The 25,137-nt window shown below is 69.0% G+C and carries 24 protein-coding genes; 7 read left to right on the top strand and 17 right to left on the bottom strand.

Features of this window, described 5'->3' with window-relative positions; all coding sequences use genetic code 11:
- A partial coding sequence (locus tag ACIN94_RS17450) for an RNA-guided endonuclease InsQ/TnpB family protein (RefSeq protein ID WP_400706630.1) occupies window positions 1-874 on the bottom strand: 874 nt, incomplete at its 3' end.
- 631 nt (window positions 875-1,505) lie between these two features.
- Between ACIN94_RS17450 and ACIN94_RS17445 the strand changes: the two genes are divergently transcribed.
- Both ACIN94_RS17445 and ACIN94_RS17440 read left to right on the top strand, forming a co-directional pair.
- The gene (locus ACIN94_RS17445) at window positions 1,506-2,579 is read left to right on the top strand and encodes an SDR family oxidoreductase (protein ID WP_400706627.1); all 1,074 of its coding nucleotides are present in this window, start codon (window positions 1,506-1,508) and stop codon (window positions 2,577-2,579) included.
- Between the two features lie 212 nt (window positions 2,580-2,791).
- Window positions 2,792-3,115: a hypothetical protein gene (locus tag ACIN94_RS17440; RefSeq protein ID WP_400706624.1), complete on the top strand. Its 324-nt coding sequence runs from the start codon at window positions 2,792-2,794 to the stop codon at window positions 3,113-3,115.
- 62 nt (window positions 3,116-3,177) lie between these two features.
- Here ACIN94_RS17440 and ACIN94_RS17435 read toward each other — a convergent pair whose 3' ends face one another.
- From ACIN94_RS17435 to ACIN94_RS17385, 11 genes are all read right to left on the bottom strand, one after another.
- Window positions 3,178-4,263, bottom strand: a complete 1,086-nt coding sequence (locus ACIN94_RS17435) for an enolase C-terminal domain-like protein (protein ID WP_400706621.1) — start codon at window positions 4,261-4,263, stop codon at window positions 3,178-3,180.
- A complete protein-coding gene (locus tag ACIN94_RS17430) occupies window positions 4,245-4,424 on the bottom strand; it encodes a hypothetical protein (protein WP_400706618.1) in 180 nt (59 codons plus the stop codon). Before ACIN94_RS17430 ends, ACIN94_RS17435 begins: the two co-directional genes overlap by 19 nt.
- On the bottom strand, window positions 4,424-6,187 hold the full coding sequence (locus tag ACIN94_RS17425) for a thiamine pyrophosphate-dependent enzyme (protein WP_400706615.1): 1,764 nt from the start codon (window positions 6,185-6,187) through the stop codon (window positions 4,424-4,426). Before ACIN94_RS17425 ends, ACIN94_RS17430 begins: the two co-directional genes overlap by 1 nt.
- Window positions 6,188-6,432: 245 nt before the next feature.
- A complete protein-coding gene (locus ACIN94_RS17420) occupies window positions 6,433-7,491 on the bottom strand; it encodes an N-acetylglucosamine kinase (protein WP_400706612.1) in 1,059 nt (352 codons plus the stop codon).
- A gap of 4 nt (window positions 7,492-7,495) precedes the next feature.
- The gene (locus ACIN94_RS17415) at window positions 7,496-8,383 is read right to left on the bottom strand and encodes an alpha/beta hydrolase (protein WP_400706609.1); all 888 of its coding nucleotides are present in this window, start codon (window positions 8,381-8,383) and stop codon (window positions 7,496-7,498) included.
- A gap of 94 nt (window positions 8,384-8,477) precedes the next feature.
- The gene (locus ACIN94_RS17410) at window positions 8,478-9,872 is read right to left on the bottom strand and encodes an NAD(P)/FAD-dependent oxidoreductase (protein ID WP_400706654.1); all 1,395 of its coding nucleotides are present in this window, start codon (window positions 9,870-9,872) and stop codon (window positions 8,478-8,480) included.
- Window positions 9,873-10,045: 173 nt separating this feature from the next.
- On the bottom strand, window positions 10,046-10,873 hold the full coding sequence (locus tag ACIN94_RS17405) for an ABC transporter permease (RefSeq protein ID WP_400706606.1): 828 nt from the start codon (window positions 10,871-10,873) through the stop codon (window positions 10,046-10,048).
- Window positions 10,870-11,721 (bottom strand): ABC transporter permease, encoded by an 852-nt coding sequence (locus ACIN94_RS17400; RefSeq protein ID WP_400706603.1) that lies wholly within the window; start codon window positions 11,719-11,721, stop codon window positions 10,870-10,872. The genes ACIN94_RS17405 and ACIN94_RS17400 overlap by 4 nt, the downstream gene beginning before the upstream one ends.
- A gap of 40 nt (window positions 11,722-11,761) precedes the next feature.
- Window positions 11,762-13,003, bottom strand: coding sequence for a PotD/PotF family extracellular solute-binding protein (locus tag ACIN94_RS17395; protein WP_400706600.1), 1,242 nt, complete (start codon window positions 13,001-13,003; stop codon window positions 11,762-11,764).
- Between the two features lie 8 nt (window positions 13,004-13,011).
- Window positions 13,012-14,160: an ABC transporter ATP-binding protein gene (locus tag ACIN94_RS17390; RefSeq protein WP_400706597.1), complete on the bottom strand. Its 1,149-nt coding sequence runs from the start codon at window positions 14,158-14,160 to the stop codon at window positions 13,012-13,014.
- A 27-nt stretch (window positions 14,161-14,187) separates the two neighbouring features.
- A complete protein-coding gene (locus ACIN94_RS17385; protein ID WP_400706594.1) occupies window positions 14,188-15,645 on the bottom strand; it encodes a gamma-aminobutyraldehyde dehydrogenase in 1,458 nt (485 codons plus the stop codon).
- Window positions 15,646-15,839: 194 nt separating this feature from the next.
- Here ACIN94_RS17385 and ACIN94_RS17380 point away from each other — a divergent pair, with 194 nt between their 5' ends.
- Complete coding sequence (locus tag ACIN94_RS17380) at window positions 15,840-16,334, top strand: Lrp/AsnC family transcriptional regulator (RefSeq protein WP_400706591.1); 495 nt, start codon at window positions 15,840-15,842, stop codon at window positions 16,332-16,334.
- Window positions 16,335-16,382: 48 nt separating this feature from the next.
- Here the strand turns inward: ACIN94_RS17380 and ACIN94_RS17375 are convergent, their stop codons facing one another.
- The 3 genes from ACIN94_RS17375 to speB are packed head-to-tail and all read right to left on the bottom strand — an operon-like array spanning window position 16,383 to window position 19,125.
- Window positions 16,383-16,595 (bottom strand): hypothetical protein, encoded by a 213-nt coding sequence (locus ACIN94_RS17375; RefSeq protein ID WP_400706588.1) that lies wholly within the window; start codon window positions 16,593-16,595, stop codon window positions 16,383-16,385.
- A gap of 17 nt (window positions 16,596-16,612) precedes the next feature.
- Window positions 16,613-18,160, bottom strand: a complete 1,548-nt coding sequence (locus ACIN94_RS17370; protein WP_400706651.1) for a purine-cytosine permease family protein — start codon at window positions 18,158-18,160, stop codon at window positions 16,613-16,615.
- 5 nt (window positions 18,161-18,165) lie between these two features.
- Window positions 18,166-19,125, bottom strand: coding sequence for an agmatinase (gene speB / locus ACIN94_RS17365; RefSeq protein WP_400706585.1), 960 nt, complete (start codon window positions 19,123-19,125; stop codon window positions 18,166-18,168).
- Window positions 19,126-19,273: 148 nt separating this feature from the next.
- On the opposite strand from speB, the gene ACIN94_RS17360 reads away from it, so the two are divergent.
- Genes ACIN94_RS17360 through ACIN94_RS17350 form a run of 3 tightly spaced genes read left to right on the top strand, consistent with a single transcriptional unit; the run spans window position 19,274 to window position 22,223 of the window.
- The gene (locus ACIN94_RS17360) at window positions 19,274-20,728 is read left to right on the top strand and encodes a PucR family transcriptional regulator (RefSeq protein ID WP_400706582.1); all 1,455 of its coding nucleotides are present in this window, start codon (window positions 19,274-19,276) and stop codon (window positions 20,726-20,728) included.
- 59 nt (window positions 20,729-20,787) lie between these two features.
- A complete protein-coding gene (locus ACIN94_RS17355; RefSeq protein WP_400706579.1) occupies window positions 20,788-21,501 on the top strand; it encodes an ATP-binding cassette domain-containing protein in 714 nt (237 codons plus the stop codon).
- A gap of 50 nt (window positions 21,502-21,551) precedes the next feature.
- Window positions 21,552-22,223: a hypothetical protein gene (locus ACIN94_RS17350; RefSeq protein ID WP_400706576.1), complete on the top strand. Its 672-nt coding sequence runs from the start codon at window positions 21,552-21,554 to the stop codon at window positions 22,221-22,223.
- A gap of 14 nt (window positions 22,224-22,237) precedes the next feature.
- Here ACIN94_RS17350 and ACIN94_RS17345 read toward each other — a convergent pair whose 3' ends face one another.
- Window positions 22,238-22,726: an ATP-binding protein gene (locus ACIN94_RS17345; RefSeq protein ID WP_400706573.1), complete on the bottom strand. Its 489-nt coding sequence runs from the start codon at window positions 22,724-22,726 to the stop codon at window positions 22,238-22,240.
- Between the two features lie 73 nt (window positions 22,727-22,799).
- Between ACIN94_RS17345 and ACIN94_RS17340 the strand changes: the two genes are divergently transcribed.
- A complete protein-coding gene (locus tag ACIN94_RS17340) occupies window positions 22,800-23,912 on the top strand; it encodes an amino acid--tRNA ligase-related protein (RefSeq protein WP_400706570.1) in 1,113 nt (370 codons plus the stop codon).
- A gap of 46 nt (window positions 23,913-23,958) precedes the next feature.
- Here the strand turns inward: ACIN94_RS17340 and rlmN are convergent, their stop codons facing one another.
- On the bottom strand, window positions 23,959-25,083 hold the full coding sequence (gene rlmN / locus ACIN94_RS17335; protein WP_400706567.1) for a 23S rRNA (adenine(2503)-C(2))-methyltransferase RlmN: 1,125 nt from the start codon (window positions 25,081-25,083) through the stop codon (window positions 23,959-23,961).
- Window positions 25,084-25,137: the final 54 nt, after the last annotated feature.

Genomic DNA, 25,137 nt, shown 5'->3' with positions numbered 1-25,137 from the left:
GATCCTCCAGCACGATGAGCCCGTAGCGGGCGGTGAGCCGGTGCGCGGCCTGAGCGTTGAAGTCCGCGCGTCGCCGCCGCACCCGCCGCATCACCGTCGCGAGCTTCGCCGCCACCCGTCTGCGGCCGCTGCCGCCCGGGCGGCTGCGGGCCAGCCGGCGCTGCAGCCGCAGACGCCGCTTGGCCTCCCCGGCGCTGAGATACCCGCGCTCTGCGGCCCGCTCCTTTCTGTCCTCGGCCGGAGGGTGGAAAGAGGAGACGTCCGCTGAGGTGACGTTGCGGCGGTCGTAGAACTCGCCGTCGCTGGTGACTGCGGCGCTCACCACCCCCCGATCCACTCCGACGGCCGGACCGTCGTGCGTCTGCGGGGTGGGGTGGCCGTCCTCGACGAGGAAGCTGATGAACCAGTGGCGGCCGTCGCGGGTGAGGGTGGCCGAGCGCACCTGCCCGCCCAGCGGGCGCGACCGGCGGAAGCGGACCCAGCCGAACTTGGGCAGCCTGACCCGGCCCCACTTGCGGTTGATCTTCTCGACGGTGAGGCGTTTGCCCTCGGGGAAGCGGAACGACGGCGGTGTCTTCTGCCGGGACTTCCAGCGCACCCGCCCCACCCCGTGGGTGGCCACCGCGCGGTCCAGGTCGTTGAGGGTCTGCTGCAGGCAGTGCGACGGCGCCTCGGCCAGCCACGGGAAGTCGGTTTTGGCGGCGGCGAGCTGGCGGCACTGCTCGGCGTAGCCGATGGACGCGCCCCGCCGCCGGTAGGCGCGGCGCTGCTCCAAAGCCGTGTTCCACACGGCCCGGCAGATCCCGCCGATCCGCTCGGCGAACAGGGCTTGGTCGGCGGTGAGCTCCAGCCGGTAGCGGCGGCCGGCCAGCATGAAATCACCCCTTGTTTCCGTTGAACAACGGATGGTTACCGAATGCGCTCATGCTGTCACGGCATCGGCGGGAACGCAGGCGTGTTCGAAAACTTTTCGACCGGCCGGGCCACCCGTACCGGCACCCTCGACTCCGTGGGCGGTTCGGCGGGTGAGGCGAACACCCCGGCAGACCCCTCGCCACCCTCGTCTCCGCCGGGGCGGACAGGCTCCCCAACATGCGCGACCGCTCCGGGCTTACCCTGCCCTGAAGGACGAGGCCTGCGCCCTTCAAGAAGCCAGGTCAATCGAGCATGGTTCAGCGTCCGGCCGGCTCATCGATGCCTGCCGAGAAGGCCTCAGCAGGAACCTCAGCCACTCAACACAGATAATTCCTCTATAAGAAGATTGCTGCATCTAATGTGTTCTGTCGGTTTCTGCCGGGTATGGCGATCACTGCCACACATGAAGTCGGAAGGCGGTGGTACTCACCATCAGGTCCACTGGTCTGGAATGCCATCCCGACCTCGGCGAGATGCGGGCGGCATATGATCGTGCAGCCTCGAGTGCTGCCGCCCGGGTGACGGATGAACTCATTCTGCTCGTCAGCCTGTACCTCGCCATCTCGCCGTGAGTCAATGGGAGTCGAGCTATGACAACGCGAGACGGCCGACGTGTCGTGGTGATCACTGGAGCCAGTGCGGGCATCGGCCGGGCCGCCGCATGCCGTTTCGCCGACCGGGGCGACGCTGTGGCGCTGCTCGCACGTGGCGCTGACGGCCTGGAAGGGGCTGCGCGTGACGTGCGCCAGGCGGGTGGCGAGGCGCTGGCCATCGAGGCCGACACAGCCGACCACGATCAGGTCGACGCCGCCGCCGACAGAATCGAGAACGAGCTCGGCCCGATCGACGTGTGGGTGAATGTCGCCTTCTCCTCGATATTCGCCCCCTTCATGAAGATCACACCGGATGAGTTCCGCCGCGCGACCGAGGTCACCTATCTGGGCTTCGTGAACGGCACACGCGCCGCGTTGGAGCGGATGCTCCCTCGCGATCACGGCGTGATCGTCCAGGTCGGTTCGGCGCTGGCGTATAGGGGGATTCCCCTGCAGAGCGCCTACTGCGGGGCCAAGCACGCCATCCAGGGGTTCAACGAGTCACTGCGCTGCGAGTTACTGCATGACAAGAGCAACGTACGGGTCACCATGGTGCAGATGCCGGCGGTCAACACGCCGCAGTTCGACTGGGTGCTGTCACGCCTGCCCCGCCATCCCCAGCCCGTCCCCCCGATCTACCAGCCCGAGATCCCCGCCGACGCGATCCTCTACGCGGCAGACCACCCACGACGGCGCGAATACTGGGTCGGCGGCTCGACCACGGCGACGCTCCTCGCCAACGCGGTGGTCCCCGGCATCCTGGACCGATACCTGGCCTGGACGGGCTATGACTCCCAGCAGACCACCGAGGTGACTCACCGGGAACCACCCAATCTGTGGCGGCCGGCCGACGAGGCGCCTGGTACCGATCAAGGGGCGCACGGCCCCTTCGATCACAAGGCCAAAACGCACAGCGTCCAGCTCTGGGCCTCCCAGCATCACGGACTGCTCACCGCGGCCTCGGTTCTCGCAGCGGGCTTGGGCGGCCTGGTATGGGCACGCGGGCACAGGGCCCGAGCTACCCGCTTCTCGTTCACACCGCCCCGCTTTCACCTGTGGAGAAAACGGTGAAGAATGGAAGAGGGATGGGGAGTTCTCCGCGCGGGAGTGTATGGCTCCGCTCCGGCGCTTCCAAGCGAGCAGGCCCAATCACGGGGGCTGCCGAGCTGGGCCTCTTACGGATATGTGGTTTCCGTAACCGTTCCAGGGCGCGCTCCCGTCTTCGAGAGCAGCTCCGGGCGGCGCGACCACCGTCGATCTCCTTCGAAAGGTCGTGACGGGTGATGAGCCAGGTCAAGGTCAGAGCGTTGATCACGCTTCTGCCGTCCGAGGAGGGCGGTCTGCCTCACGGACTGTCCAGCCGTACCCAGTCTCTGGTGGTCTGCGCCTGCCGGGGTAAAGAGCCCAAGGTGCAGAGCCGGCCCTTCGCCGCGGCGATCACGGCGGACGACGAGGAGCCCCTGGCCCCCGGCGACAGGAACCACGTCGTGACCATCGCGTTCACCGACGAGGAAGCGATCGAATATCTCCATCCGGGTGATCGCTTCCGCCTCTGGTGCGGGCACGATGTGGGACGCGGCATTGTCTCCCGTCGTGTGTTTTCCTGACGACTCCGGAGCTGCCATCCCCTGTCATCGGCTCACCGTCCGTCTCACCACCGCTCGCACCCTCAGGCCATCCTCCAGCGTTCTGCGGCGGATTCCCGCAGAGCCAATCCGTTGCCTGGAGCCTCGCGGCCGACCGGGAGGACGCCGCCTTCCGGCGAGCGGGTGCCGTCGAACAACATCGCCTCGATCCGAACATGATCATGGAACCATTCGAGGTGACGCAGGTTCGGTGTGGCCGCGGCGACCGCCAGGTGCTGGTGGGGCGCACAGTGGCCGGAGACGTCCAGGCCGTGCGCCGCGGCCACGGCGGCCGCCCGCAGAAACTCGGTGATGCCGCCGCAGCGGGTGACGTCGATCTGCTGACAGTCGACGAAGGGAGCCATCCGCTTGAAGTAGACAAGGTCGTAGCCGTACTCACCGGCTGCCACGTCGGCGCGCACCGCGTCGCGGACGCGCCCCAGTCCCTGGAGGTCGTCGGAGGAGACGGGCTCCTCGAACCAGCACACGTCGAGATCGGCGGCCTGGTGCATGACCCGGATGGCCTGCTTACAGGTATAGGCACCGTTGGCGTCGACGAACAGTTCCACGTCGTCGCCGATGGTACGGCGGGCCGCGGCCATCCTGTCCAGATCCCGGTGCGTCCGCTGCCCCCAGGACTCACCAATTTTGATCTTTACTCGGGGGATACCCTGCTCGCGAGTCCAGTGGGCCAGTTGCCGATGCTGCTGCTCGGCGTCGTAGGTGGTGAAACCGCCACTGCCGTAGACGGGGACGGCCGTGCGGGCGGTCCCGAGCAGTCGTGCCAGCGGCAGGCCGTGGCGGCGGGCCTTGAGATCCCACAGCGCGCAGTCCGCCGCCGACAACGCCATGCCGGCGACGCCCGGCCGTCCGGCGTTGCGCAACCGGTGCTGCATCGCCAGCCACGCGCCTGGCACGTCGTCGGCGTCGAGATCGCGGACCCGGGGCGCCAGGAGATCGGCGACCACGGACATCACAGCGGCAGGCCCGTAGGTCCATCCCAGGCCGACCACCCCGTCGGCGCCGGCCTGGACGACTACCACGGTGGTGCTCGTCCAGCTGAAGGTCCCGTCGGCCTCCGGCGCGTCGGTGGGTATCTGGTAGGCCCTCGCTACCAGCTCGATCGCCATCGATCATCCCGGCGTGGGCCGCCCACCGCCTCGCCGGCGTCGAAGCGGACCTCTCCGTCGACGGCTGCGGCCAGATCGCGTTCGAGCGCGGCGAGGTCCACCTGCTCCGCCGGTGCGGGCGGACGCAGGACCGGATCGGGAAGGTAGTGGACCGTAGTCATCACAGCAGTCTGTTGATCTTGTCTCGGGCCACGGTGGCCAGGATGGCGGCCTTGTGCGGCTGCCCCCGGAGGAAGGCCTCGGTGAAGGCTTTCGCCTGCTCGTAGCTCACCTTTCCCGGCATCGGCGGCTCGTTGGGATTGACGTCGCAGTCCACCAGGGCGGGGCCGTTGTGTTCGAGGGCCCCGCGGATCGCGCCGGGGACGTCCTTGGGATCCTTGATCTTGACCCCGTAGGCGCCACAGCCCCGCGCCCAGGTGGAGAAGTCGGCCTCGGGCGGCCGATGGCGCACCTCGTACTCAGGGAAACCCAGGACGATCTGCTCCCAGAGGATCTGCCCGTAGGCGTTGTTGTTGTTGATCACGACTTTGATGGGCAGCTCGTGCCGTACGGCGGTGAGGAAGTCGGCCATCAGCATGGCGAAGCCGCCATCGCCGACGTAGGCGATCACCTGGCGGCCGGGATAGGCGTGCTGCATGCCGATCGCGTACGGCAGGCCCGGCGCCATGGTGGCCAGGTTGCCCGACAGGTAGAACTCCCTGCCGCCGCGGATCGTCCAGTGCCTCGCCGCCCAGGTCGCGATGGTGCCGGAGTCGCAGGTGAGGATCGCGTCGTCCGCGGCGGACCGGTCCAGGCAGGCGATGACGTACTGCGGAGCGATCGGGTCACGGGAGGGGTCTTCCAGCGCCTCCATATCCGCCCGCCAGGCGGCCATCTTCCGCTGGTACTTCTCCAGGAAGGACCGGTCCGACGCAGGTTCCAGGGACGGTAGGAGCTGTTGGAGAGCGAGCTTGGCGTCGGCCGCCACCGGAGCCTCTGTGGGCAGGCGCATGCCGAGTAGGTCCGGCGCTGTGTCGATCTGGACGATCCGTGCCTGGCCCGGTGAGGGCAGGTACGTGGAGTACGGGAACGACGTGCCGATCATGAACAGCGTGTCGCACTCCTCCATGAGCTCCTCGCTGGGTCTGGTACCCAGTAGCCCGAGACCTCCGGTGGTCAGCGGATGGTCGTCGGGAACGACGGATTTTCCCGGAAGGGTCTTCACGATCGGGCTGGCCAGCCTGTCCGCGACGGCCAGCACCTCCTCCCGCGCGTGCCGAGCTCCGACCCCCACGAGCATTGCGACCTTTTCTCCCTGCCGCAGGGTCTCGGCCGCCCTGACCAGGTCCTCCTCCGCGGGCCGCAGCGGCGGCTGAGAGTAGGTCGGGACGCTGGCGGGCGGACTGCCCGGGCCGACGTGCCGATAGGGATCCTCGCCGACCTCGGCCACCTGGATGTCATTGGGAAAGGTCAGATGCGCGACGGTGCGCTTGGCCAGTGCCGTGCGGATCGCCAGGTCCACCACTCCCGGAAGCTGCTGAGGATTGGTGATCATCAAATTGTAGGCCGCCAGGTCCTGGTAGAGCCGGTCCAGATGGACTTCCTGCTGGTAGTGGGTTCCCAGGACCGAGGTCTCCTGCATCCCCGTCAGCGCGAGCACGGGTACGTGATCGAGCTTGGCGTCGTACAGTCCGTTGAGCAGGTGGATCGCGCCGGGCCCCGATGTGGCCGCGCACACGCCCAGCCGGCCCGTCGCCTTGGCGTACCCGGTCGCCATGAAGGCGGCTGCCTCCTCATGGTGCACCAGCACGAACCGTAGCTTCTCCCGCTGGCGGCGGAATCCCTCCATGAGGCCGTTGATGCCGTCGCCGGGTAGGCCGAAGATCGTGTCGATTCCCCACTCCACAAGTCGCCTGGCGAGGCTCTCGCCCACCATCTCGCTCATCCGTCCCCCCCGATCTTGGTTCCGTGCCGAGATAAGCGTGGGTGATATGCGCTGGTGTCGATGAGACAGCCGGCCTTCAGTCGCTCGCTGCGATAGCCCTTCCCGCGACCAATCCATACAAACAGGAATGATTTTTCGCATACGGTGCTAGAAAGGTGCTAATGCCTGCAGATAGGGCTTTCTGTCACATTAAAAAGATTAATATGCCTGAGGGATGGCTAATCCTTTGACGGCACCTCGGCACCTCACTCCCGCAGGATCCGCCGGTGCAGCCGCGCCGCCGCCTCGGGGTCCAGGCCGAACGCCGCCTTCGCCGCCAGCCAGGCCGCCGCCCCGGTCGCGTCCCCCGCCAGGACGGTCGGCGCGCCCAGTTGGTCCCGTACGGCGGAGTAGACCGGCCCCTGGCTGGTCAGCACGCTCCCGGCCAGCACGATGGGGGTGTTCTCCCCTTCGGCGCGTACTTCGGCCACCGTCGCGCGGAGCAGCTCGGCCGCCGTCGTAACGATCTTCAGGGCGGCCGGGTCTCCTGCGGCGGCGGCCTGGCTCACCAGCGGCGCCAGTCTCGCCAGCTCCAGCGGGGGACGCCCCTGGGCGTGGACCACGATCCGGAGGGCCTCAGCCCTGCCGTCCACGGGCGGCCAACCGGCCTCGCGGCCCCGTGTCCTGCCCGAGGACATTCCGGCGGCCCCGCCATCGCTGCCCGGAAGCGCTCCGGCGGCCTCGCTGTCACCGTCCGGGAGACGTTCGATGTGGTTGTCGCAAATCTGCTCGGCGACCAGGCGGGTCAGCAGCCCGTCGCTCTCATCCCGGCTCAGGCTGTGCACGGCCGAGCGGGCCGCCTCCCGGCCCAGCCAGAAGCCCGAGCCCTGGTCCCCGAGCAGCCAGCCGAGCCCGTCGGAGATCGCCACCGGCCTTCCGTCCTCGATGCGGGCGGCGATGGCCCCGGTCCCCGCGATGAGGACGGTGCCGCGGGGCTCCGCCGTACCGGCGGCGAAGGCGATGCCGAGATCGCCCGTCAGGGTGGGGGCGCAGCGCAGCCCGGTGGAGTCCCACATCCGGTCGAAGACGGGCCGGTCGAGTGCCCCGACCCCGGCCATTCCGATGACGGCCCCGGCGACCTCGGCGGGATCCACACCGTGCAGGGCGGCCTCCAGCGCCTGCCGGATATTGGCGACGGCCGTCTCGGTGCCGTGGGCCGCCGGATTGCCTCCGGCGGCGCTGCCGTATCCGATCCGCCGCCCCGAGGCGTCGATGAGGAGGGCACGCGAGGAGGTGCCGCCGAGGTCCAGTCCCAGTACGAACATCGTCTTACAGGTACTCGCCGAGGAACGCCACGGTGGCCTCGACGGCCTGGGTGACGTGGGGCTCGGTGTCGTAGAGGTCAATGTGCAGCCTGGCGTCCAGCCAGACGAGCTTCTTGGGGCCGTCCATCCGCTTGTACGCCTCCTCGGCGCCTTCCGGGGAGCAGAAACGGTCCACCACGCCGTGCACGATCAGGCCGGGCTTGGGAGAGAGGAAGTCGGCTCCGGTCATGTTGTCCACGGTGATCAGCTCGCGGACGGAGGCTCTGGTGACCTCGTTGCGCCAGTGCGCCGAGGCGCCGCGCTCGGTGCCGTAGTAGGCGAACGGCTCGTCACCCGCCATGGCGGCCTCGCCCTCGGCGGCCACGGCGGGCAGATACTCCACCTGGCCGCCCCGGTCCTGACGCTCCAGGATCTCGGTGAAGGAGGCCAGCGCGTCCTGGTATCCGCCGGGGGACATGCCTGCGCGCATGCCGTAGGGGTTGTTGTAGGCCCCGGCGATGCCCGCGAAGACCTTCACCCGGGGGTCGAACGCGGCGAACCTGAGCGCGTAGCCGGCGCCCAGGCAGATACCGACCGCGCCGATCCTGCCGCCGTCGACCTCGGGCCGCGAGCGGAGCAGCGAGACCGCGGCCCGCAGGTCGTGCAGCTTGCCCTGCGCGTCCTCGTGGCAGCGCGGCGTCCCGCCCGACTCACCCCAGTTGCGGTGGTCGAAGGCCAGCGTCACGTATCCGGCCTCGGCCAGTTTGTCCGCGTACAGGCCGGTGACCTGGTCCCGGGTGCCGGTGAACGGCCCGGTGAGGACCAACGCCGGGTGGGGGCCCGCCGAGGGCGGCAGCCTCAGGTCGCCCACGAGCCTGATCCCGTCGGCCTCGAACTCGACTCTCTCGATCACGCTCTCCAGTCTGTACTGTCCGCGCACCGGAGGCGAGCGGTGCCCGTCGCCGATGCTCCCGGCCCCCGTCGGACCGGGGGCCGGGAGCAAAGGTCTAGGAGTCGAACCCGAGTCCCATCCGGTCCAGAGTGCGCAGCCAGAGGTTGCGGCGGCCCTGCTGGAGGTCGGCCTGGGCGATCGACCAGCGGGTCATCTGGATCCCGGCCGAGCGGACCGGCTCTGGCGGGAAGGGCAGCGGCTTCTCCCTGACCATCCGGAGCTCGGTCCGCTCGGTCTGCTCACCGTTGAGCAGGTCGAGCATGATGTTCGCCCCGAAGCGGGTCGCACCGACGCCCATGCCGGTGTAGCCGACGGCGTAGGCGAGGCGCCCGCCGTGCGACTGGCCGTAGAAGGCGCTGAACCGGCTGCAGGTGTCGATGACGCCGCCCCACCTGTGGGTGAAGCGCAGCTCGGAGAGCTGGGGGAACGTGGTGGAGAAGTGTTCGGCCAGCTTGACGAAGGTCTCGTCGCGCTGCTCGTACTCCGGCTTGATCCTGCCGCCGTTGTAGTAGACCGCGTCGTAGCCGCCCCAGAGGATGCGGTTGTCGGCGGTCAGGCGGTAGTAGTGGAACTGGTTGGCCGCGTCGCCGATGCCCTGCCGGTTGCGCCAGCCGACGGAGGCCAGCTGCTCGGCGGAGAGCGGCTCGGTCATCAGGGCGTAGTCGTAGACCGGCACCAGGAAGTGCCGTAGCCGCCGCAGCAGCGGCTGGAACACGCCGGTGCCGAGCGCGACCTTGTCGGCCTTGACGGTGCCGTGCGGGGTGAGCAGGTCCAGGCTCGTCCCGTTGTCCTTCATGGTGCGGACCGGTGTGCGCTCGTAGATGCGCACGCCCAGGGAGAGGCAGGCCTGCCGGAGCCCCCAGGCCAGCCGGGCGGGATCGACCATGGCGCAGCCGTCGCGTTCCCAGGAGCCGCCGACGTAGGTAGGCGAGTGCACCTCCGCTCGAATCTGGTCCTGGTCAAGAATGTCGAAGCGCAGGCCCATCTCCCGGGCGATCTCGACATTCTTGTGAAGCTCCTCGACCTGCCAGGGCTCGGTGGCCACGACCAGCTCACCGGTGCGCTCATAACCGCAGTCGATGTCATATTTGGCGACGGTCTGGCCGATCTCGTCGAGGTTGGCCAGTCCCTGGCGTTCGAGCGTGGAGATCTCCTCGGGCCAGCGCTCCAGCCCGTTGGCGAGTCCGTGGGTGAGGGTCGCCATCGCGAACCCGCCGTTGCGGCCGGAGGCCGCCCAGCCGATCCTGCGTCCCTCGATCAGGACCACGTCGCGTGACGGGTCGCGTTCCTTGGCCATCAGGGCGGTCCACAGCCCCGAGAATCCTCCGCCGACCACCGCCAGATCGGCGGTCGTGTTTCCAAGGAGCCGCGGTTGCGGCTCGGGTTTCGCCGTGCTGTCGAGCCAGTACGGCTTGCGCTCCGCATCAGCAAGAGCCTTCAGCGGATCCACAAATCTCACTTCCCTACGGTGAGTCAAATTGTTTTTGTGTGTATCGCGTGACCTTGCAGATCACGCGCGGGTTCCCCCCGCCTGAATCCGATCTCGCCTCCCTGTTCTCTGCCGAGGATCTGAGAACACCGAAGCCCCGTGCCACCCGGTGGGGGCACGGGGCTTGACGGCAGCTAGGTGCGGCGGCGAGAGAGCACCGTGTTGACCACGGCGATCACGACGCCTACCGCGAATATAAGGGTTCCCAGAATGTTGACCTGCGGCGGTACCCCGATACGGGTGGCGCCCCAGATCCACAGCGGGAACGTCTGGGTGGAGCCGCTGGTGAACTGGGTGATCACGAAGTCGTCGATGGAGAGCGCGAACGCCAGGAGCGCGCCCGCGACGACGCCCGGCATGATCATCGGGAGGGTGACCAGCCGGAACGTGGCCCAGGTGGACGCGCCCAGGTCACGTGCCGCCTCCTCGATCGAGGGGTCCAGACCGACGACGCGGGCCCGGACGGTGATGGCCACGAACGAGAGCGAGAACAGCACGTGCGCGACGACCACGGTCGCGAAGCCGGTCTGCACGCCGGTGCTGATGAACAGCGACAGCAGCGAGGCGCCCATGACGATCTCCGGTGAGGAGATCGCCGCGAACATCACCAGGTTGGTGGTGCCCTGCCCGCGGAACCGGTAGCGCCCCATGGCCAGGCCCATGAGCGTGCCGAGCACGGTGGTGATCGCCACGCTGATCAACGCGATCAGCAGCGAGTTGACCACCGCGCCGGTCAGGTCCGGGTAGTCGCCCAGCCGGCCCCACCACTTGAAGGTGAAGCCCTGCCAGCTCACGTTCGACTTGCTCTGGGTGTCGTTGAAGCCGAACACGATCATCACCGTGATCGGCAGGAACAGCCAGGCGATGATCAACCAGACGTAGCCCCGGAGCAGCCGGTCCGCGACCCTGCTCCTGGACTTCGCACGGCCCGCCGTGCTCGGTGCTGCGACAGTCGTACTCATCGGGCGGCCGCCTCCAGCACGTTCTCGGTGCCAAGCGCCTTGGCGTAGGCGAAGATGCCGATCAGCATCGCCGCCATCAGCGTGAACGACAGCGCGGCCGCGGTCGGGTAGTCGTTGTTGACCAGGTACTCGGTCTGGATGATGTTGCCGATCATCGTGTTTTTCGGGCCGCCGAGGATGCCGGCGTTGACGTAGTCCGCCGTCATCGGGACGAACGTCATCAGCACCCCGGCGAACACGCCCGGCAGCGACAGCGGCAGCACGACCTTGGTGAACGCCCCGGTCCGTGAGGCGTACAGGTCCTGGGCGGCCTCGACCACCTTCGGGTCCACCCGCTCCAGCGCCACGTAGATCGGCAGGATCATGAACGGCAGGTAGTTGTAGACCAGGCCGCCGATCACCGCCGCGGTCGTCTGCAGCACGTGGAAGTCGCCGGGGACCAGTCCCATCGACTTCAGCGGCGACAGCAGCAGGCCGTCGTCGGCCAGCAGGAACTTCCACGACACCGTGCGCAGCACGAACGAGACGAAGAACGGCAGCAGCACCAGCAGCAGGTAGGTGGACTTGCGGTTGCCGCCCTTGAAGGCGATCCAGTAGGCCATCGGGTAGGCCAGCGCGATGGAGATGACGGTCGCGACCAGGCCGTATCCGGCCGAGCGCAGGAACTGGGTCTGGTACTTGACCAGGACCTCGCCGTACACGCCGAAGTTGAACGTCTGGGCGAAACCGTTCACCACGTCGCCCTCCTGGGTGGACACCGAGGCCATGAAGACCATCGGCACCACCAGGAAGATCGCCATCCAGAGACCGCCGGGCAGGATGAGCAGGTAGGGCGTGAGACGTTTCACCGGTCGCCCCCCATTCCTCGTTTGTTCCGTTCCGTCATCGCTAACCCTGGGTGATGGGCTGGAAGATGCCTTCGAAGACCTTCTCCTCCGCCGTGGTCAGCGACTTGTACGGACGCAGCCTGGCCATGTCGGCCTCGGAGGGGTAGACCAGCGGGCTCTCGGCGAGCTGCTCCAGGAGCTTCTTGTCGGCGTCCTTGGCCTTGGCGGCGTCGGCGAGGACCAGGTCCCTGGTGGCGGGGACCGGCGTGACGTAGTTGATGTACTCCGTCAGCATGGTGGCGATCTTGGGCTGGTAGACGTAGTCCATCAACATCAGCGCGTCCACCGGGTTCTGCGCGGTCTTGGGGATGCACAGATTGTCGGTCCAGATCGTACCGCCCTCCTCGGGCACCACGAACTTGAGGTCCTTGCCCTCGGCGACCTGCTGGAAGATGTCACCCGACCAGGCCATGGTGATCCACACCTCGCCGCGGGCGAGTGCCTCGACGTAGTCGTTCTCGTAGTACTTGCGCACGAGGCCCGCGTCGCGCTGCGCCTTGAGCTTCTCCGCGGCCTTCCGCCAGTCGGCCTCGGTGGAGGTGTTGGGATCGATGCCCAGGGCGAACATGCCGAAGTTCGAGATCTCCTGGGTGTCGACCAACATGCCGACCTTGCCCTTGTACTTGGGGTCCCAGAGGTCATTGATGCTCTTGACCCCGTCCACGTACTTGGGGTTGTAGGCGATGCCGGTCATGCCGCCCGCCCACGGCACCGTGTAGGTGTTGTTCGGGTCCCAGATCGGGTCCTTGAACGTCGAGCTGACGTTGGCCGCGAAGTTCGGCAGCTGGGAGTGGTCCAGCGGCACCAGGTAGCCCAGCTGGATGGCCCGGTTGAGCTGGATGCTGTTGGTCAGGACCATCAGGTCGAAGCCGATGTCCTGGCCCGCGGCGAGCTGCGGCTGGATCTTACCGAAGAAGGAGGGGATCTCCTGGACGGCCTCCTGGTAGGTCACCTTGACGCCGGTGTCGGCGGTGAACATCTCCAGCGACGGGTATCTCTTGCCGTCCTTGTCGATGTAGAGCGGCCAGTTGGCGAAGCGGAGGGTTCCGTTCCTCTTCTTGTCGGCCCAGTAGGCGGCGACGGCGTCCTGCTTGGGCGCGGCGACCTTCTTGCCCTGGACGCCGCAGGCGGTGAGGGCTAGACCGGCCGCGGAGAGCCCGGCCAGACGGAAGGCGTCGCGTCGGGTGACGGAACGGCTCTGCGTCATGCCACGGAGGAAGGCGGGGTTCGTGCGAGGATCCATCGGCGGACTCAATTTCCAATCGCGTACGAGTGGTGCGGCTGCCACGACAGCCACACGGTGTCTCCACGCTCCGCCGTGCTGGTGCTGTCGAGCGCGTTCTGCTGGAACACGGTGATCTCGGCGCCGTCGGAGAGATTGACCGCGTAACTGTTGTAAAGGCCCAGGTAGACCACCTCGGAGACGGTGCCGCGCACGATGCTGAGGTCTCCCGCCGGCTCCTCGGTGGAGATCGTGATCTTCTCGGGACGCACGGTGACCGCGATCGGCTCTCCGGCCCGGTGCGACGCCTGCCCCACCAGGACCCGGCTCTTCTCGTCCAGCTCCAGTACGGCGGAGCCGGCCTCGACCCGGTCGACGGTACCGCTGAGCAGGTTGGAGGTGCCGATGAAGTTGGCCACGAAGGCGGTGGCCGGACGCTCGTAGATCTCACGGGGCGTGGCGAGCTGCTCGACCAGGCCGTCGTTCATGACGGCGATGCGGTCGCTCATGGTGAGCGCCTCACTCTGGTCGTGTGTGACGTACACGAACGTGATGCCGACCTCGCGCTGAATGCGCTTGAGCTCGATCTGCATGGCCTGGCGGAGCTTGAGGTCCAGGGCGCCGAGCGGCTCGTCCAGCAGGAGCGCGCGCGGGTTGTTGACCAGGGCACGGGCCAGGGCCACCCGCTGCTGCTGGCCGCCGGACATCTCCCGGGGGCGGCGCTTCTCACGCCCGGTGAGGGCCACGATCTCCAGGATCTCACCGACGCGCCGCTTGATCTCGGCGTCGCCCACCTTCTTGCGCCTGAGGCCGAAGGCGACGTTCTCCCAGACGTTCATGTGCGGGAACAGCGCGTAGGACTGGAACACCATGTTCACGTCGCGCTTGTTGGCGGGGACGTTGGTCACGTCCTGCCCGTGCAGCCGCACCGTGCCGCGCGACGGATCCTCGAACCCGGCGATCATGCGCATGGTGGTGGTCTTACCGCAGCCGGAGGGGCCCAGGAGCGAGAAGAACTCGCCCTCGGCGATCGTCAGAGTGACTCCCTTGACCGCCTGGACGACTTCTCCGTGGGCGAGGTACTCCTTGACGACTCCGTCGAGCTCGATGGCGGGCACCTGGGAGGAGTTGGAGGCGGCGACCACCGCCGCCTCCATGCCCGCCTGGGTTTCGGTCATACCAGGCTTATCCCTCTGTTAGCGGCATTATTCGCCGATGTAGTGCATGACATGCTTGACGCGCATGTAGTCGTGCAGGCCGAAGACCGAAAGATCCTTGCCGTAGCCGGAGTGCTTGAAGCCTCCGTGCGGCATCTCCGACACGAACGGGATGTGGGTGTTGACCCACACGATGCCGAAGTCAAGACGCTTCGACATCCGCATCGCCCTGCCGTGATCGGAGGTCCACACCGAACTGGACAGACCGTACTTGACGCCGTTGGCCTTATCCAAAGCATCGGCCTCGTCAGAGAAGGTCTGGACGGTGATGACAGGCCCGAAGACCTCGTTCTGCACCATCTCGTCGTCCTGCTGGAGGCCGTCGACGATGGTGGGCGCGAAGAAGTAGCCCTTGTCGCCGATCCGGTGGCCACCGGTCAGGACCTTGGCGTGACCGGGGACCCGGTCGAAGAAGGCCGCGACGCGGGCAAGCTGGTCGGCGTTGTTGAGCGGGCCGTACAGGGCGTCCTCGTTGGCGAGGTCGCCGGTCACGGTGTTGGCGGCCGCCTCGGTGAGCGCGGCGACGAACTCGTCGTGGACGTCCTCGTGGACCAGCACACGGCAGGCCGCGGTGCAGTCCTGGCCGCCGTTGTAGAGACCCGCCATGGCGATGGTCTCCGCGGTGGCCTTGAGGTCCTTGACGTCATCGAAGATGACGACGGGGGCCTTCCCGCCGAGCTCCAGGTGGACCCGCTTGAGATCCTCGGCCGCGGTCTTGGCGACGGCCATGCCCGCGCCGATCGAACCGGTGATCGCGACCATCTGCGCGGTCGGATGTCCGACGACGAGAGCACCGGTCTCGCGGTCGCCGACGACGACGTTGAAGACACCCTTCGGCAGGATCTCACCGATGATCTCGGCCAGCTTCACCGTGGAGACCGGAGTGGTGTCGGAGGGCTTGAGCACGACGGTGTTGCCCGCGGCGAGCGCGGGGGCGATCTTCCAGACCGCCATCATCATCGGGTAGTTCCACGGCGTGACCTGACCCACGACACCGATCGGCTCATGCCGGATGACGGAGGTGTGGTCCGCGAGGAACTCGCCCGACGTCGGCCCCTCCAGAGTGCGGGCGGCACCGGCGAAGAACCTGAAGTGGTCGGCGGCCACCGGAGTCTCGTCCTCGGCCATGCGCGCACGGGGCTTGCCGGTGTTGCGGCACTCGGCCTCGTTCAGCTCCTCCGCCCGCGCGTCGATGGCATCGGCCACCTTGAGCAGCAGGTTGGCACGCTCACCCGGCGTGAGCCGGCTCCACGACTCGAAAGCGGCGGCCGCGGCGGCGTAGGCGCCGTCGACGTCCTCCGCACCGGAGATCGGCGCCCGAAGGTAGGCCTCTCCGGTGCAGGGGTCGATGACGTCGGAGAACTTGCCGCTCCTGGCGTCCACGGACTCACCATTGATGTAGTTCCGCAGACGGGCGGGCTCGATACTCTCAACCTGGGTGGTCAACGGTGACCTCCTTGCACAGTGGGGCTGAGTTGTCGCGACTCTTACAGAGTAGATGCCTCGCGACAAGGGATTTCGTTGCGAAGATACCAAATCGCTACGAATTCGCTTGACAGGTCCGTGAGAACTGACACCATGTCGCTTCGGAGCAGCAACATGTCGGCTCCAGCCCCGCAAGACGACGCCAGGGAGCGCGGATGACAACGCCGCCCAAGGTACGCCGCGAAAACGACGCCAGGCCCGGCCCCGTCGCCCTCGATGAGATCTCCAAACACATAATCGAACAGCTGCAGAGTGACGGGCGCAAGCCGTACGCCGCCATCGGAAAGGCCGTGGGCCTGTCCGAGGCCGCCGTCCGCCAGCGGGTCCAGCGTCTGCTCGACGCCGGAGTCATGCAGATCGTCGCGGTCACCGACCCGCTGATCCTGGGTTTCCCCCGCCAGGCCATGATCGGCATAAAGTGCGAGGGCGACCTGGAGATGGTGGCCGAGGAGCTGTCGGCGATCACGGAGATCGACTACGTCGTCCTGACCGCCGGGTCCCTGGACATCATGGTCGAGGTCGTCTGTGAGAGCGACCAGCACCTCCTGGAGATCCTCGGCAAGATCCGCGCCATACCCACCGTCCGCGCCACGGAGACCTTCGTCTACCTCAAGCTCCACAAACAGACCTACTCCTGGGGCACCCGCTGACCCACCCCGGCGCCGTCCCGGCCACCCCCGGAAGCCAGGGCGCGGAGGTCACAGGCGGAAGGCGGAGGCGTGCTCGGCGAGGAACCGGGCCAGAGAGCGGGGAGCCCGGCCGGTCAGGTCCTCGACCGCCGTGGTCAGGGTGGACCAGCGGCCGTCCTCGACCTGCGCCATGAGCTCCGCGAGATCGCGCGCTGCGGGGACGGGGAGCCCCTGACACTCCAGGCGGGCGGGCGGGCGGACGGACCGGAGGCGGGCCCGCACGGGCGCCTCCCGGCGGGTCACACCCGCGCGGGCACCTCCGCGGCCGGGGCGCCCGGCCCCTCGATGGGCGGGACCGGGACGTCCGCGGCGCGGACCAGGCGGGGGCCGTCCGGCCCGTAGACGCCGCGCGGCTCGGGGAAGGCCACCAGCAGCGCCAGGTAGAGCAGGGCCGCGATGGCCAGGCCCAGCGGCAGGGAGATGTCGACGCCGCCGGCGAGCTCGCCCAGCAGGCCGACGAACTGGCCGGGGATGTTGACGAACAGGATGGCGACCACCGCGGCGAGCATCCAGGCCGACATGCCCCGCCAGTTCCAGCCGTGGCTGAACCAGTAGCGGCCGCCGCGCTGGCGACGGTTGAAGACCTGCAGCGCGTCCGGGTCGTACCAGCCGCGGCGGGTCACATAGCCGAGCATCATGATCACCATCCAGGGGGCGGTGCAGGTGATGATCAGGGTGGCGAAGGTGGAGATACTCTGCGTCAGGTTGAGGGCGAAGCGGCCGAGGAAGATGAATCCGACCGACAGCACGCCGATGAACATCGTCGCCCGGACCCGGCTGAAGCGGGGGAAGACACTGGAGAAGTCCAGTCCCGTGCCGTAGAGGGCGGTGGTGCCGGTGGACATGCCGCCGATCAGGGCGATCAGACAGACCGGCAGGAAGTACCACGTGGGCGAGACCGCGAGCAAGCCACCGACATAGTTGGGGGCGGCCGGATCGACGTACTCGGCGGCCCTGGTCGCGATGATCGACGCGGTGGCCAAGCCGAAGAAGAACGGCAGGATCGTGGCGAGCTGGGCCAGGAAGGCGGCGCCCATCACCCGGCGACGCGGGGTGTCCGCCGGGATGTAGCGGGACCAGTCGCCGAGGAATGCGCCGAAGGAGATCGGGTTGGACAGCACGATCAGGGTGGCGCCGATGAACGACGGCCAGAACGCCGGGTCGGCCGTGGAGGCGAACACCCCCGGGTAGGAGGGGTCGAAGTCTCCCGCGAAGGCGAATACGCCGAGCACGAACAGCAGCGAGGCCGCGGCCACGGCGATCTTGTTGACCAGCAGCATGAAGCGGAAGCCGTAGACGCAGACCACCAGGATCAGGCAGGCGAACACCGCGTAGGCGACGCCGTATGACCACGTCGACTCCGGCAGGCCGGCCAGCCGGTGCGCGCCACCGACCAGGGCGTCGCCGGAGGACCAGACCGAGATCGAGAAGAAGGCGATCGCGGTGAGCAGAGCGAGGAACGAGCCGACGATCCGGCCGTGCACGCCCAGGTGTGCCGAGGAGGAGACGGCGTTGTTGGTGCCGTTCACCGGGCCGAAGACGGCCAGCGGCGCGAGGATCAGCGAGCCGACCAGCAGGCCCAGCACGGTCGCCGAGAGCCCCTGCCAGAAGGAGAGCCCGAACAGGATGGGGAACGAGCCGAGCACGCACGTGGCGAAGGTATTCGCGCCACCGAAGGCCAGGCGGAACAGGTCGACCGGGCGGGCGGTGCGCTCGATGTCGGGGATGCGGCCGACGCCGTGCTGCTCGACCTTCATGACGGAGGGGGCGGCTCCCCCGGCGGCCATCCGGCTCATGATGCCTTCTCCTCGGATCCGGACAGGGCCAGCAGGCTGACGAGGTCGTAGGCGACGTGGGAGGCGGCCACCGAGGTGATCTCGGCGTGGTCGTAGGCCGGGGACACCTCGACCACGTCGGCGCCGACCAGATCGCACCCGGCCAGGCCGCGTAGGATCTCCAGCAGCTCACGGCTGGTCAGGCCGCCCGCCTCGGGGGTGCCGGTGCCGGGGGCGTGCGCGGGGTCGAGCACGTCGATGTCGATGGAGACGTACAGCGGGCGGCTGCCGATCCGCTGCCTGAGGGCGTCGGTGATCTCGTCCACGCCACGGCGCATCACGTCGGCCGAAGTCATGATGCCGAAGCCCAGCCGCTGGTCGTCGTCGAGGTCCTGCTTGCCGTACAGCGGGCCGCGCGTGCCGACGTGACCGACCGCCTCGGTGTCGAGGATGCCCTCCTCGACGGCCCGGCGGAACGGCGTGCCGTGGGTGTACTCAGCGCCGAAGTAGGTGTCCCAGGTGTCCAGGTGGGCGTCGAAGTGCAGCAGCGCCACCGGCCCGTGCCGCTTGGCCACGGAGCGCAGCAGCGGCAGCGCGATCGTGTGGTCACCACCGATCGTGACCAGCCGGGCCCCGCCCTCCTGGAGTTCGGTCGCAGCGTGCTCGATCGTCTCGACGGCCTCACCGATGTTGAACGGGTTGCAGGCGATGTCACCGGCGTCGGCCACCTGCAGCGCCGCGAACGGCGAGACGTCCAGGCCCGGGTTGTACGGCCGGAGCAACCTGCTGGCCTCGCGCACGGCCGAGGGGCCGAAGCGGGCACCGGGGCGGTAGGAGACCCCGCTGTCGAACGGAACCCCCACCACGGCCACGTCGCAGCGGCCGACCTCGTCCAGACGCGGCAACCGCGCGAAGGTCGCCGGACCCGCGAACCGCGGAACACGGGAGGAGTCGACGGGCCCACGGGGCTCAGTCATGCTGCACTATCCCTTCGACGGGTGTTCGGGGGGCCGGGCCGCGCGGCCTCCACGCGAAAGTCCCAGCTCAGAGAGGCTGTCTGGCCAGTGTGAGAGCTTTGTCCCATTTAGGCAATTGTGGGAGGAACGAAGTACTACGGTGTGTCCTGTGGCCCGACACAAACTCACCGTCGAGGAGCTGATCCGCTTCCCCGCCCTCCAGCTGCGCGTCCACGCCGGTGGGGCCGGGCTCGCGCGGTCGATCTCCTGGGCGCACGTCAGCGAGCTGGACGACCCCACACCCTGGCTGCTCGGCGCCGAGCTCATCATGACGACCGGCATGGCGATCCCCCGCTCCGCCGCCGGGCAGCGCGCCTACCTCGAACGGCTCGACGACGCCGGCGTGTCCGCGCTGGCGGTGTCGGCCCAGCTCCACACGCCGCCGCTGCACCGGGCGTTCTTCGCCGCGGCGGAGGAGCGGGGCATGCCGGTCCTGGAGGTACCACTGGCGGTGCCGTTCATCGCCATCGCCCAGGAGGTGGCCGCGGCCGTCCAGGAGGACGCCCGACAGCGGCTCGGCGCACAGCTCCAGGTGTTCGGCGCGCTGCGCTGGCTGGCTTCCGAGGACCTCGACACCGCGACGCTGTTCCGGCGCCTGGAACGGCTGAGCGGCTACGACGTATACCTGTGCACGCCGCAGGGACGCCCCCTGCTGCCCGGCGTCCCGGTGCCCGACCCGCGGATGCTGCCCACGGCGGCGGACGCTCCCCCGACCATCCCCGGCGGCTTCGTCCTGCCGGTGCCGGCGCCCGGCGGCTCCGCCGGATTCCTCGTCGCCCTGGAGCGGGAGGGTGCCCGCCCGGCCGGGCTGGCGGTGGCGCAGCACATCGCCACCGTCGCCGCGCTCAAGGTCGCGATGGCCCGCAACGAGCGCGAGACCCTGCGCCGCGAGGGCGCGGAGATCCTGGCCGAGCTGCTGCAGGACGTGCTCGACCCCGCCACGGCCCGGCGGCGGCTGACCAGGCTGGGGCTCCCGGACGACGAACTCGTCCTGCTGGTGGTCCGCGGCGTACCCGACGACGCGCTGCTGCGCGCCCTCGACGACCACCCCTTCCTCATGCTCGGCAGGGGCGACGACCGCTACGTCCTCGGCCCGGCCGAACTGGGCGCGGTCCTCGCCGGGCTGCCCGGCGCCGCGGCCGGGATGAGCAGGCCGTTCGCCGCCGGAACGTCCCTGCGGGTCGCCCGCAGGGAAGCGGTCTGGGCGGCCTCCCGCGCGGCCGAGTCCGGTCAGGCGCTCGTCCGCTACGGCGACGACACCGCCGGCAGGTGGCTCCCGGAGGACCCCGCGGTGCTGTCCGCGCTGGTCGAGAACGTCCTCGGCGAGGTGATCCGTTACGACGCGGCCCACGACTCCCGGCTGCTGGCCTCGGTCCGCACGTGGATGGAGCGGGACCGCCGCACCGAGGACGCGGCGGCGGCGCTGCACGTCCACCCCAACACGCTGGCCTACCGGCTGCGCAGGTTCAGCGCGCTCACCGGCCGCGACCTGACGTCGACAAGCGCCTTCACCGAGGTGTGGCTGGCCGTGCAGGCCGCCGGGCAACTGGGCCTCACCGGCTGATCCCGTCCGGGCCGGACAGGTCAGCCGGATTGACAGGCGATCACGGTAGGGTTGCGCCCATGCGGCTCTCCCGGGTGTCCTTCCGCTACTCACGCCGCGGCCCGTGGATCCTGAGGGACGTCGAGCTCACCCTCCGCTCGGGGTCCGTCATCGAGGTCACCGGCCGCAACGGCGCGGGCAAGTCCACGCTGCTGCGGCTGCTCGCGGGGTTCGTCCCCCCGACGCGCGGCTCGATCTCCGAACGGCCCCGCGTCGTCGGCTACGCCCCGGACGTCTTCCCCACCGACCAGCCCTTCACCGTCGCCGCCCATCTCGCCCACATGGCCCGGGTCCGGGGCGCCTCTCCCGCCGCCGCGCGGACCCTCGCGGGACGGCTGAACGCCACCCACCTGATGGAGCAGCCGCTCGGCGACCTGTCCAAGGGCAGCGCGCAGAAGGTGGGCCTGATCCAGGCGCTGCTCGACCCGCCGGGCCTGCTGATCCTGGACGAGCCCTTCGCCGGCCTGGACGAACAGACCCGAACCGAGCTACCCGTGATCATCGGTGAGATCGCCGAGCGAGGCGGCACGGTCGTGGTCAGCGACCACCAGAACCAGCTCCGCGAGTTCCCCGGCGCCGACCACTGGCTCGTCGCGGACCACGCGGTCACCGCCCGCACGCCCACCGCAACGACCCGCACGACGATCATCGAGGTGCTCGTGGACCCCGGCGACGCCGACGAGGTCGAGCAGAAACTCCGCGCCGACGGCTACATCACCCGACGCACCACGTGACGTCCCCGTCCCGCCGTCCTCAGACAGGGCACTATCCCCCGGAGGGGTCGTTGATCCATCTGATCCGGTTCAAGCTGGCCGCCTACGCCCGCTCCCACCGGCTGTTGCAGCCGCTGATCGGGCTGATGCTGATGCTGGTCATCTTCTACTCGACGCTGACGCCGCCCGGCAAGGAGCTGTCCGCCTACGGCGACTCGTCCGGGCTGCTGATCGTCGTCTTCGCCTGGGCCGCCCGGAGCCTGCTCGACACCGAGCCGCCCGCACAACGGCTGATCTCGATGACGGCGGCCGGAGGCCCCGGCAGGGAGGTCGGCGCCGGGCTGCTCGCCGCGTTCACCGTCAACCTGGGGCTGGCGGCGATCGCGGTCGGCACGCCGCTGCTCCACGGCTTCGCCGCCGCGCCGTCCTCCGGCGACCTGGCGCGCGGCGCCCTCCTGCATCTGCTCGCCCTGAGCGCCGGGACGGCCCTGGGCGCACTGACCAGCCGGCCGATCATGCCCTCCCCCGCCGCGTCGATGCTCGTCCTGTTCGGCGGCTACGTGGTCTTGCTGCTGATCAGCCTGACCCCGGTGGGCCCGTTCACGGTGCCCATCATGCCGTGGATGCGCGCCGCCAACGCCGGAACGCTCGACGCGACCCTGCTCCCGATCGTCGCCGCGTCGCTCTTCTGGTCCGCCGCGGGCCTCGCCGCCTACGCACGGCTCCGCCGTACCAGACCGTAATCCTTACCAGGAGATCACCGCCGGGGCGCGGCCACCTCCCAAAGAGCGCTCACAGGAACAGCCCGCATGCGCTCCCCGAAAGGAAGCGTCCGAGTCCCCGTATAGAGAACGATCCCCACCGCGAAGTCATCATCCAGGCGGGCAGCGAGATGGCGCAGCCCTCTGAAGTCATCCGGCCGCACCGTCGACGACGCCTTCACCTCGATTCCAACCACGCGCCCCTGCCGATTCTCCAGGATGGCATCCACCTCCACCTTGTCCTTGGTCCGGCAGTGGAACAGCTCCACACGCTCCTCGGACCAGGTGAGCTGGCGAGACAGCTCCATCAGCACGAAGCCCTCCAGAAGCGGGCCGAAAGCGCTGTCGGGGCGCGGCAGGCTCCGGGCGTCGGCTCCCAGAAGGTTCGCGGCGATCCCCGAGTCGACGAAGGCCACCTTGGGCGTGCCGACCGCGCGGCTGCCGAGATTCCGTGACCAGGCGGGAATCCGCTTGATCAGGAACACCCACCCACCGCAGCGCGAACACCGACCCACCCACCGCGGGAAGGGATCAGCTCATACTCCGCAAAGGAATGTGATGATCCACCGAATTCTCGCCGCCGACCTGCCGAAGCACGTCGGTCACCGCGTCCGCATCGCCGGGTGGCTGCATCGCCGCCGCGAGCTGAAGTCCCTCTCCTTCCTGGTAATCCGCGACCGCTCCGGTCTCGCCCAGGTCATCCAGCGGCCCGCACCGTGCTCTCACGAGCCCGTCCCACGGACCCACGGGCCCGCCCCGCAAGCCCACGAGACCGCCCCGTACCCGGAAGAGACGGTGTTGGAGATCACCGGCACCGTGGTGGCCAACCCGCAGGCCCCGGGCGGGGCCGAGCTGGCCGACCCCGAGATCGAGGTGCTGGCCGAGGCGGTGGAACCACCGCCGTTCGACCTCTATCGGCCCACGGTCCCGGCGACACTGCCGACGATCCTCGACCACGCTCCGGTCGCGCTCCGCCATCCCCGGCTACGGGCGCCTTTTGAGATCGCCGCGGCCGGGGTCACCGGTTTCCGGACCGTGCTGGACGGGCTCGGCTTCACCGAGACCCAGACCCCCAAGATCGTGGGCACCGCGACCGAGTCGGGCGCGAACGTGTTCGGCATCGACTACTTCGGCCGCCCCGCCTTCCTCGCCCAGTCACCGCAGTTCTTCAAGCAGGCCCTGGTCGGGGTGTTCGAGCGGGTCTACGAGGTGGGACCGGTCTTCCGTGCCGAGCCGCACGACACCGCCAGGCACCTGGCGCAGTACACGAGCCTGGACGCCGAGCTCGGCTTCATCCTTGACCACCGCGACGTGATGGCGGTGCTGACCCGGGCTCTGGCGGGCATGCACGCGGCGGCGGCCGAGCGGGCGGGAGAAGCCCTGGCCCTGCTGGAGGTCGAACTGCCGGAGGTGCCCGAGGAGATCCCGGCGATCCACTTCGCGGACGCGCAGGAGCTGCTGGCCCGGCACACCGACTACCTGACGGCGCTGGCCGCCCGGGGCGAGGACCCGCGGGCGTATGCGGGCTATCTGGCCGCCTTCGCCCACGGCATGCCGCCACACGGCGGATTCGCCATCGGGCTGGAGCGCTGGACCTCCCGACTGACGGGCGCGCCCAACGTCAGGCAGACCACGCTGTTCCCGCGGGACCTGCACCGCCTGACACCGTAGGAGCTCCCGCTCTTCCCCGGTGGGTGTCACAGCGGGGAAGAGCGGGTTACTCGGCGGCGGCGAGCTGGCCGCAGGCGCCGTCGATCTCACGGCCCCGGGTGTCGCGGACGGTCACCGGGACGCCGTGGAACTCCAGGCGGCGTACGAAGGCCCGCTCGTCCTCGGGGCGGGAGGCCGTCCACTTCGAGCCCGGGGTCGGGTTGAGCGGGATCAGGTTGACGTGCACCAGCTTGTTCTTGATGAGCTTGCCGAGCAGGTCGGCCCGCCATTCCTGGTCGTTGATGTCCTTGATCAACGCGTACTCGATGGAGACGCGGCGCTTGGTGACGGCCGCGTAGTTCCAGGCGGCGTCGAGGACCTCGGCCACCTTCCACCGGGTGTTGATCGGCACCAGGGTGTCGCGGAGCTCGTCGTCGGGCGCGTGCAGGGAGAGCGCCAGCGTCACCGGCAGACCCTCGGCGGCGAGCTTGCCGATCGCGGGGACCAGGCCGACGGTGGAGACCGTGACGCCCCGGGCGGAGATGCCCAGGCCGTCGGGCGCCGGTTCGACCATCCGGCGCACGGCGCCGATCACAGCCTTGTAGTTGGCCAGCGGCTCGCCCATGCCCATGAAGACCACGTTGCTGACCCGCCCAGGACCGCCGGGGACCTCGCCGGCGGCCAGGGCCCGCGCCCCGGCGACGACCTGCTCGACGATCTCCGCGGTGGTCATGTTGCGTGTCAGACCGGCCTGGCCGGTGGCGCAGAACGGGCAGTTCATGCCGCAGCCCGCCTGGGACGACACGCACATGGTGGTGCGGTCGGTGTAGCGCATGAGGACCGACTCGACCAGCGCGCCGTCGAACAGCCGCCACAGCGTCTTGCGGGTGGTGCCGGCGTCGGTCGTCATCTCCCGGACCGAGGTCAGCAGCGTGGGGAACAGCGCGGCGGCGAACTTCTCCCTGGCCGCGGCCGGCAGATCCGTCATGAGCTCGGGGTCACCGTTGAGCTTCTCGAAGTAGTGCCGGGAGAGCTGGTCGGCGCGGAACGGCTTCTCCCCCAGCTCGGCGACCGCCGCCCGGCGCTCGGCCATGGTCAGGTCGGCCAGGTGGCGCGCGGGCTTCGCCCTGCGGGGGGCCACGAAGGTGAGCTGGCCGGGTGCGGGGGTCCCGGACGGGCTGACAGTCGACAAGTCCAACGCCTTCTCTCGACGGTTACTCGAAGCGGTACTCGACTCTGATCTAGA

The sequence above is a fragment of the Streptosporangium sp. NPDC087985 genome (genome assembly GCF_044741965.1).
In the GTDB taxonomy this organism is placed as follows: Bacteria; Actinomycetota; Actinomycetes; order Streptosporangiales; family Streptosporangiaceae; genus Streptosporangium.
The sequence above is the reverse complement of the archived record's forward strand: the minus strand, read 5'-3'. Positions and strand labels throughout refer to the sequence as shown.